The organism is Intestinibacter sp. (assembly GCF_051866655.1).
In the GTDB taxonomy this organism is placed as follows: Bacteria; Bacillota; Clostridia; order Peptostreptococcales; family Peptostreptococcaceae; genus Intestinibacter.
Map to the genome: position 1 here is coordinate 1 of NZ_JBJDXL010000504.1, position 2,380 is coordinate 2,380.

Here is a 2,380-nt window from a genome sequence, read left to right on the forward strand (position 1 = left end):
GGCTCTATGAATAAAGTATTTGGATTGTATTTCTTCAATATATACTCTAAACCACCCTTAAAATCGGCTAAGAGGCTACAGCATATGCATCCAGCATTAATTTCATAGATATTTATTTCTTTGCTATCTAAAATGTATGAATCTATGGAAACCTCGCCAAATTCATTTTCTAGGACTACAACTTTCCCTAGATTTTTAACTTCATCTAAATATTTTTTTATAAATATAGTCTTTCCAGAACCTAAGAATCCAGATATTATATTTACTTTAGTCGTTTTATCTGAAATATTTTTAGTCATTTTTTAACCCTTTTGAAGCTCTACCTATTTATCTGCATCTTCCTTTGCTTCTGCATCTTTTTTAGCGCTTTCTTTTTCTTCTAATTCCTTTAATACCTTTTCTATATCTTCAACTACATTTCCACTTGCAAACTTTATAGCTTGGTTGACTGCATTTTTAATAGCAAATCCATCAGAGCTTCCGTGAGCCTTTATTACTCCACCTTTTACTCCTAAAAGTGGTGCTCCGCCGTATTCAGTGTAGTCCATCATAGATTTTATAGCTTTGAAATCGTCTTTTAGCATTAAAGCTCCCATCTTACCTTTGAAAGAAGACATAAATCTTTCCTTCATAAGTCCCATAAGTCCCATAGCAACACCTTCACATGTCTTTAGAAGTATATTTCCTGTAAATCCATCACATACTATAGCATCGCATACTGAATTTATGACATCTCTAGCTTCTACATTTCCTACAAAATTTAAATCTAGTTCTTTAAGCTCGTAGAAAGAATTTTTCATAAGGTCATTTCCCTTGCCTTCTTCTACACCTATATTAGCAAGACCTATTCTAGGATTTTCGATATTTAAGACTTTTCTTAAGTATATATCACTCATGAAGGCAAATTGTACTAAGTTTTTAGGTTTACAGTCGGCATTAGCACCACCGTCTGCAAGAAGTGTTATTCCTCCCTTTACATTTGGAAGTCCTGGGCATAGACAAGGTCTATCGATTCCCTTTATTCTTCCAACAACGAATAATCCTCCCGCTAAAAGAGCTCCTGTATTCCCAGCAGAAACTATTGCATCGGCTTTTTTATCCTTTACTAATTTCAATCCTACAACCATTGAAGAATCCTTTTTACGTCTGACTGCTTGTACTGGTTTATCTTCGTTTTCGATAACTTCAGTCGTATGTACTATTTCTAGTTTACTTTTGTCGTAAGTTTTTGACTCTAATTCCTTTTCTATTATGTCTTTATCCCCTGTCAAAATTACATCTACACCGTATTCATTTATAGCTAAAACAGCGCCTTCTATTGTAGATTTAGGAGCGTTATCTCCACCCATTGCATCTATTACTATTTTCATTTATTTCCTCCTCTTTATAAACTATTAATTTATAGTATTTCCATTTTTTATTTTATATAACTATCCTCAAATAAATTTAGAGGAGTATGAGTTAACTCCTCTTTTATTCATTCAAAATCTAAAACCATCTATTATATTATAACTTATATTTAAGTAAAAAAAAACATGTAGTCTAAACTACATGCTTTTTTATATCACTATTCAGCTACGATTTCTTTACCATTGTAGTGTCCGCAAGAAGGACAAACTCTATGTGGTAATTTTGGTTCATGACATTGTGGGCATTCTACGAATCCTTTAACTGTCATTTTTGAATTAGCCGCTCTTCTCATTTTAGTTTTTGATTTAGCTGTTTTACGTTTAGGTACTGCCATTTAAGCCACCTCCTTAATCATTTTTGAACAAATCTTTTAATTTAGCAAAACGTGGATCTATATCATCCTCGTCACTTGCAGTTTCGCTACATGAGCAAGTTTCTTTGTTTAAATTAGCTCCGCATCCTGGACAAAGACCCTTACAGTCCTCTTTACAAAGAACCTTATGAGGCAAGTTAAAGTCTAAAGTCTGCTCTATCACTTTAACTAAATCTACTTCATCAGTTTCTACAATAAAAGCATCGTAATCTTCAAAGTCATCTTCGTCAAAGCCTTCACTAACTAAGAAACCATCAATTGTATAACTTATTGGCACTTCCACTGGTTCTAGACATCTAGAACAATTATCTACTATTGTAAAATCCACATCTGCAACTAGATGAATTTCATCCTTTGCATTTTTAGAAATTTTACCAACTAGATTCACAGGTGAAGCTAATTTGTATTTGTTATCACAATAACTAATAGTATCAATTTTTTGCGAAAAATTCAAGTCTATTTTACCAGTTTCTCTTTTTATTAATATAGTTTTAACTATTTTTTTAATATTTACTAGTCGTTTTATAGCTTTTAATTTATTAAAAAATGAACAAGCTTATTTACCAATCCTTGCTATTTCTTTAGTCTTACCCTTTG

4 protein-coding genes are annotated in these 2,380 nt (G+C 32.1%); all 4 read right to left on the reverse strand.

Going from position 1 to position 2,380, the window contains the following annotated elements; all coding sequences use genetic code 11:
• A partial coding sequence (locus ACI3VO_RS15135) for a GTP-binding protein (protein ID WP_439758718.1) occupies nt 1-299 on the reverse strand: 299 nt, incomplete at its 3' end.
• Between the two features lie 24 nt (nt 300-323).
• On the reverse strand, nt 324-1,370 hold the full coding sequence (gene plsX, locus ACI3VO_RS15140; RefSeq protein WP_439758719.1) for a phosphate acyltransferase PlsX: 1,047 nt from the start codon (nt 1,368-1,370) through the stop codon (nt 324-326).
• Nucleotides 1,371-1,567: 197 nt separating this feature from the next.
• On the reverse strand, nt 1,568-1,744 hold the full coding sequence (gene rpmF / locus ACI3VO_RS15145) for a 50S ribosomal protein L32 (RefSeq protein WP_290685579.1): 177 nt from the start codon (nt 1,742-1,744) through the stop codon (nt 1,568-1,570).
• A gap of 13 nt (nt 1,745-1,757) precedes the next feature.
• Complete coding sequence (locus ACI3VO_RS15150; RefSeq protein WP_439758720.1) at nt 1,758-2,237, reverse strand: YceD family protein; 480 nt, start codon at nt 2,235-2,237, stop codon at nt 1,758-1,760.
• Between the last annotated feature and the right edge of the window lie 143 nt (nt 2,238-2,380).